Source organism: Haladaptatus sp. W1, from assembly GCF_001723155.1.
Lineage (GTDB): Archaea > Halobacteriota > Halobacteria > Halobacteriales > Haladaptataceae > Haladaptatus > Haladaptatus paucihalophilus.
This window is the reverse complement of sequence record NZ_MEIH01000313.1, coordinates 1-5,628: the sequence shown is the minus strand read 5'-3', so window position 1 is coordinate 5,628 and position 5,628 is coordinate 1. Positions and strand designations below refer to the sequence as shown.

The following is a 5,628-nucleotide window of genomic DNA, read 5'->3' as shown; positions in this document are numbered from 1 at the left end:
TGAGCATGGGTTTGTGGAACCGCGGGCCGTCGTCGGTGGTGATGCGCGGACAGCCGGTGTTGACGAAGGCGTCCATGTCGAAGTTTCGCAGTCGGTCGGGCGTCACCTCGTCCATCGTGATGAGGTAGGCGTTTTCGTTTTCGTCGAGGATGTCCTGTGCGACGTCCCAGCGGCCCTGCCCGATTTTGGTGCAGAAGATGACGCCCCATTTCTCGGCGTCCATCGCGCGGTGGACCGCGCCGTAGCGCTGTTTGAGGAACTTTTCGGTGTCCGCCACGGTGACGACGTTGTTCACGGGGTCGGCGATGACGACGGTCTTGTCGGGGTGTTCCATCGCCAAGCCGAGCGGGTGGAACTTCCCGCCGCCGACGTAGAGCACTTGGTCGGCGTCGATGTCCGCCGAAGCGTAGTTACATCCCAAGACCTGCCCCTCGTGAGTCAGTCGGTCGTCGCCGCGTCGGGTGTGAACGTCGAACCCGCGCTCTTCCAACCACTCGCGCATCTTCTCGAAGTGGTTCATGTGCTGGGCGGTCGTCACGAGGCCGACGTCGCCGACTTCGAGTTCCTCCAAGGACTGCTCCATGATGGGAAACACATCGACGTTGGAGAACAGGGGGACGTAGATGACCTTGTCCGTGTTCTTCATCGGCGAGTGGCCGAAGTGGACGAACACGTCGGTTCGCTTCATCAGGTAGGTGTCCAAGTCACAGGCTCCGTAGCACGGCTGGCCGGAGAGGAGAATCGTCACGTCGTCGGGGAGCAGTTCGCGCAGGTCGTCCGCCACCTGCGGGCCGCGGCGTTTGAGTCCCTCGGGGAACTGCAACCCCACCTTGTCGGCGTCGCGCTCCTCGACCGCTTCGATGATGCGGTCGAGTTCGTAGTCCCACTCCCGGTCGTGCTTGAGGGACATCCCCGTGTTCCTGAGGTCCCCCTCGCTGTACTCGCTTTCGTTGCTCATTATCCCCTCATTGCGGGCGAGAACTTTTAACCTCGGCGTTCTCGGTTTTCCCGATCCGCTCGATTTCGGGATTCGGCAGGCCTAAAGTCCTTCAGCCCGAATCCCGAGACATGAGCGTCGACACGACGACGGAGACCGCGGAGCAGTCCGATATCGAACGGCTGGCGACGGAACTCGGCGAGGCGATCGTGGAAAGCCCCGTCTACCAGCGATTCGAGGAGACGAAGGCGGCCGTCGAAGCCGACGAGGAGGCACAGGAGCGGATCAAGGAGTTCGAACAGCTCCGACAGGAGTTCATGCTCGCGCGACAGACGGGTGAGGCGACCCAAGACGACGTGGCGGAGGTCCAGAAGGCCCAGCAGGAACTCCACTCCCTGCCGGTCATGGCGGAGTATCTCGACGCACAGGACGAACTCACGGCGCGACTGGAGGACCTGAACCGCGCCGTTTCCGACCCGCTCGCCGTCGATTTCGGCCAGCAGGCTGGCGGTTGCTGTCAGGACGAGTAATCGGACACCCGCATCCCCGTTTTCTGCTCCTGCGACGCATTCACGGCGAGTGACGACACTCAGTTCAGCCGCCAGAGTTCGTAGTTCAACAGGGTGGCGAAGCCGACCCAGCAGAGGTACGGCACGAGCAGGAGGGTCGCCCGTCGGTCGATTTTGGCGAAGGCGACCATCGTTGCGACGATGGCGGCGAGGAGGGCGAGGATGACCGCGAGTCCGCCAGCGGGCCAGCGCATGCCGAAGAAGACGAGCGTCCACCCGGCGTTCAGGACGAGTTGCACCGCGAAAACCGCGAGCGCGAACCGGTTATCCCCCCGTCGCCAGACCAGATAGAGCGCGACACCCATCAACAGATAGAGCGTCGTCCAGACTGGGCCGAACACCCAACTCGGCGGCGTGAAAGCGGGCTTTTGCAGGGTCGTGTACCACGTCGCCACGTCGTTCGCGGTCAGAAACGACGGGATGATTCCCGCCAGTTCACAGACGACGATACAGACGAGCAGGGCGGGCACGTCCCGGAGCGAGAACGACGAACGCTGTGCTATCTCCATGAGGTCGCTACGACACGAAAAAGGGTGTTCCTTTCGCCGAACTACGTGGGTTCGACTAGTCGAGGTCGTCCAACTGGACCGTCTCGTCGAGGATGAGCGTCGGACCCTGTTCCGTGTCGATGAACTCGGCGGCGTCGGCCATGACCTCCTTTCCCTTCTCGGAGTCGAAGGCGGCCTTCATGTCGGCGGTCGAGTCGAAGTAGAGTTCGAGCACACCGTCGTAGCCCGCCTTCTCGGGGTCCTTCGAGACGGAGGTGACGTACTTCTTCAGGCCGGGCAGTTCCTTGGCGAGTTCGGAGTGCTCTTCGAGCCAGTACTCCTCGAACTCCTCGTGGGTCATGCCGTCCTTGCGCACCAGCAGATCGACCATCTTCATCATGGTACTTGAAGTCGGTTCCCCGACGACTTCGTTGTATCGACTGCTCCGCGGAAATTCCGTCCTCACTCCCGAAACGGAGTCGGGTAGGTGAGCGTTCCGCCGACGCCCGCGAGTGCGTCCTCCGAAAGGGTAGACACCTGAAACGCCTCGTCGGGCATGTCGAACGGATTCTCGAATCCGGCATCGACGGTCGTCCGTTAGCTTCGCCCGAACGTCGCCGTGAACCGCGCCCGGCCGAGTCGGTTCCCGTCCATCGCGCTGAACAACGCGTCCCGTTCCGCCCCCGCGTCGAGCTGTAGCTCGCGTCCGAGGAGGTACAGCGTGAACCGGTAGGTGTGCGGCCCGTCGCCCGTCGGCGGGCAGGGACCGCGGTAGCCGATTTCGCCGAATCCGTTGGTTCCCTGCCGCGCGCCGTCGAGCGACCCGACCGTCCGCCGCCGTGGCACGTTTTTCGGCACCGTCGTCGTCCCCGGCGGGAGGTTCCACAGCAACCAGTGGGTGAACGTCCCGCTCGGCGCGTCCGGGTCGTCGACCACGACGGCGAGCGAGTTCGCGTCGTCCGGCACCGACCCGATTTCGAGCGGCGGCGAGACGTCCTTACCGCTGCAGGTGAACTCGGTCGGAACGCTGGCACCGTCCTCGAACGCGGGTGTCGTGAATTCAGTCATGGTGTCGCTCCGTTCGGTCGTTCGCGTCGATTCCGTTTCCGTCGGGCGGTCGCTTCGTCCGTCGCCGTCGCGCCGAACGCCCGCACACCCCGCCAGAGCGACGCCTCCCCCACCCAATCCCACGAGGAAGGTTCGTCGTCGGAGCATTACGTGGTGTTTCGCGGCGCGCGGTAAAATGCCCTGTTGCCGTCGGTTTAAGTGCGTGGGCGTCCTTCCCTCGGGTCGATGGCGGAACTCAACCGACCCGAACGACGGCAGTGCGTCGAGTGCGGACGCGAGGATTCGTGGGACGATTCGACGCACAACTGGCGAATCGCTGGCGAGGAAGGCAGACCCTTCTGCATCCACGAGTGGGACATCAACGGCTCGCACAACCCGATTCGGAATTGAATCGGGCGTCGAAGAAAAGCGGGGGGAAGAGAGGGAGTAGGATGGGATTCGACCGCGACGGGACTTGACCGGATGGGACTAGACCGGGACGGGATTCGGCCGATGATTCGACCACTAGCGAGTGGTGACTCGGCCCCTAGTGCGAGACTGGTTCGACACTAGGTTGGGATGGTTTGGCGGCTAGAGAGAAGACCAGTCGTACGGTTGCGTTCGGCCGCGACATCTTCCACACCTCACCGAACCAATAGAATTAACTAGTCAGAATTTGATATGTCGGACGAAGCAAATCGGGGTACTCGCCGAAAGGCCAGTGCTGGAACACTGACCCCGTTTGCTTCAGGCGCTTACCCAAAGCATGTCTGACAACGAACCTTCTTCGGAAAAACGTATCGCCACCGAACAGACGCTCCTCCGCCTCGGCGCGGTGTCCCCCGAGGATGTGAGTGAAGAGTTGCTACTCGACATTCACGATTTGTTCGAAGAACACGACATCCCCATGCACAGCGTTTCCGTCGAGCGCTGGCGCTCTGGGTACGTCTGTTAGTTGGATAGGGATTGCAGGAATTTTTTTGTGGTTCGTTACGATTTGAGTTCGGGTTTAGTGTAGGTGTGACTGCCGAAGCGAAGACCTTGAACGCCCCCGTCCGCTCGCGTCGGGGTGTTGGTTCTTCTGTGACTGCAACGACAGACGTCACTGAAACCGCACCCGCACCGCACCACAACCCTCCCCAACCGATTGCGTTTCTCGGCCTTCGGCCTCCGATACTCATCCCTCGCGTGATAACCAACCACCCCCTCGGACGGAGCGTCCTCGGGGGTGGTGGTGCACGCGCCGGGCGAGTCGATTCAGCTTCACGCTACTGGATTTCCATCGAGGCGCGCGCTGGCGAGACGACGCGGCCGAGCATGGCCGCGTCGTCTCGGAAAAACGTGCGAGGGATGAGGCTTGCGAGACGCGTCGCGTCTCGCTGACCTGCGGCCGTGGCCCGCAGGTACCGCAACGGAGTTCTCGTGAGCGGAGCGAGCGAGAGCACGAAAGAGCGTGCTCTTTCGGAGTGAGGAACGCAATCGGCTGGGGAGGGTGTGGCGCGGTGCTGTGCGGAACCGGTTTGTGGTTGGAACTGAAAGGGGCCGCCCGGTCGCGCTTGCATGGTCGTCTCGGCGACCCCTCTCGACGAGGCACGCGGTTTGCGTCGAGATGTCGGCGAGCGGCCGCGACCCGGCGGATTACTCGTCCTCGAAGTCGAGCGAGACGCTGTTGATGCAGTAGCGCTTTCCGGTCGGTTCCGGGCCGTCGTCGAAGACGTGGCCGAGGTGGCCGCCGCAGTTCGCGCAGACGACTTCGGTTCGGACCATGCCGTGGCTGGTGTCTTGTCGCGTCTCGACGTTCTCCTTCGGCACGTCGTAGAAACTCGGCCAGCCACAGTGGGAATCGTACTTCGTGTCCGAATCGAACAGTTCCGCGCCGCATCCGGCACAGACGTAGGTGCCGTCGTCCGTTCGGTCCAGATGCTCGCCGGTGTGGGGACGTTCCGTTCCCTGCTCGCGGAGGACGTGGTATTCTTCGTCCGTCAGTCGCTCGCGCCACTCCTCGTCGCTCTCCGGGGTGTCGGATGGCCGTTCGCTCATGGTCACACCTAGCGACTGCTGGGGGATAAACTACCTGTACGACGAACCGGTGGGGCCAGCAAATTCATAGCACGGCAGGGGGAATATGGGAAACGGAATGAGTTTGACGACCGAGCAGGGCGTCATCGGACGCCTCGAAGGAGAAGAATGCCACTGGTGTCCCGACGGAGAGTTGGTTCGAGACACCTACAAAGGAAACGAGGCGGTCGTCTGTGACACCTGCGAGACGCCCGCCGCCCAAATCTGGTAGTTCCGCACGCACCGAACGCGATTGCGGACCCCGCTTTTATCACCCATTTATTTCTACGAATGACGGACGGAAACCGCGAATCGGTCCTCACTGAACTTGATTCCGGAGGTCGTCGTACGAACTCGCCTCGGTCACGTGTGCGACGTTTTCGGCCACGATATCCGCCAAGCGGGAGTAGTATTCGGGCGTGTGTCCCGCCATGTGCGGCGTGATGAGGACGTTCTCGAAGGTCCACAGCGGGTGGTCCTCCGGCAGGGGTTCCGGGTCGGTCACGTCCAGCGCCGCCCGCGGATGTGG

The 5,628-nt window shown here is 62.6% G+C and carries 11 protein-coding genes; 5 read left to right on the top strand and 6 right to left on the bottom strand.

The features are described from left to right. Positions 1-958: diphthamide biosynthesis enzyme Dph2 (gene dph2 / locus BG842_RS16470; RefSeq protein WP_069451613.1), on the bottom strand; the 958-nt coding region annotated here is incomplete at its 3' end. Positions 959-1,068: 110 nt separating this feature from the next. Between dph2 and BG842_RS16465 the strand changes: the two genes are divergently transcribed. Beyond that, positions 1,069-1,467, top strand: a complete 399-nt coding sequence (locus BG842_RS16465) for a YlbF family regulator (RefSeq protein WP_069451612.1) — start codon at positions 1,069-1,071, stop codon at positions 1,465-1,467. Positions 1,468-1,526: 59 nt separating this feature from the next. Here BG842_RS16465 and BG842_RS16460 read toward each other — a convergent pair whose 3' ends face one another. The 3 genes from BG842_RS16460 to BG842_RS16450 all read right to left on the bottom strand — a co-directional run bounded on the left by BG842_RS16460 (position 1,527) and on the right by BG842_RS16450 (position 3,209). Next, positions 1,527-2,015 carry a TspO/MBR family protein gene (locus BG842_RS16460; RefSeq protein WP_069451611.1) on the bottom strand — a complete coding sequence of 163 codons (489 nt, stop codon included), beginning with the start codon at positions 2,013-2,015 and terminating at the stop codon, positions 1,527-1,529. A gap of 55 nt (positions 2,016-2,070) precedes the next feature. Further along, on the bottom strand, positions 2,071-2,394 hold the full coding sequence (locus tag BG842_RS16455) for an EthD family reductase (RefSeq protein ID WP_069451610.1): 324 nt from the start codon (positions 2,392-2,394) through the stop codon (positions 2,071-2,073). Positions 2,395-2,591: 197 nt separating this feature from the next. Continuing rightward, the gene (locus tag BG842_RS16450; RefSeq protein WP_083252594.1) at positions 2,592-3,209 is read right to left on the bottom strand and encodes a YbhB/YbcL family Raf kinase inhibitor-like protein; all 618 of its coding nucleotides are present in this window, start codon (positions 3,207-3,209) and stop codon (positions 2,592-2,594) included. A 78-nt stretch (positions 3,210-3,287) separates the two neighbouring features. Here BG842_RS16450 and BG842_RS30030 point away from each other — a divergent pair, with 78 nt between their 5' ends. From BG842_RS30030 to BG842_RS30025, 3 genes are all read left to right on the top strand, one after another. After that, positions 3,288-3,452 carry an HEWD family protein gene (locus BG842_RS30030; RefSeq protein WP_007980440.1) on the top strand — a complete coding sequence of 55 codons (165 nt, stop codon included), beginning with the start codon at positions 3,288-3,290 and terminating at the stop codon, positions 3,450-3,452. A 355-nt stretch (positions 3,453-3,807) separates the two neighbouring features. After that, on the top strand, positions 3,808-3,996 hold the full coding sequence (locus tag BG842_RS16445; RefSeq protein ID WP_069451609.1) for a hypothetical protein: 189 nt from the start codon (positions 3,808-3,810) through the stop codon (positions 3,994-3,996). 128 nt (positions 3,997-4,124) lie between these two features. Next, positions 4,125-4,424 (top strand): hypothetical protein, encoded by a 300-nt coding sequence (locus BG842_RS30025; RefSeq protein ID WP_175424189.1) that lies wholly within the window; start codon positions 4,125-4,127, stop codon positions 4,422-4,424. A 255-nt stretch (positions 4,425-4,679) separates the two neighbouring features. Here BG842_RS30025 and msrB read toward each other — a convergent pair whose 3' ends face one another. Beyond that, entirely contained in the window at positions 4,680-5,081 is a 402-nt protein-coding gene (msrB, locus tag BG842_RS16440; RefSeq protein WP_069449835.1) for a peptide-methionine (R)-S-oxide reductase MsrB, read from the bottom strand. A 97-nt stretch (positions 5,082-5,178) separates the two neighbouring features. Here msrB and BG842_RS30020 point away from each other — a divergent pair, with 97 nt between their 5' ends. After that, complete coding sequence (locus BG842_RS30020) at positions 5,179-5,331, top strand: HVO_A0556 family zinc finger protein (protein ID WP_175424075.1); 153 nt, start codon at positions 5,179-5,181, stop codon at positions 5,329-5,331. Between the two features lie 87 nt (positions 5,332-5,418). Here the strand turns inward: BG842_RS30020 and BG842_RS16435 are convergent. Beyond that, positions 5,419-5,628: NAD(P)-dependent oxidoreductase (locus BG842_RS16435; protein ID WP_303645371.1), on the bottom strand; the 210-nt coding region annotated here is incomplete at its 5' end.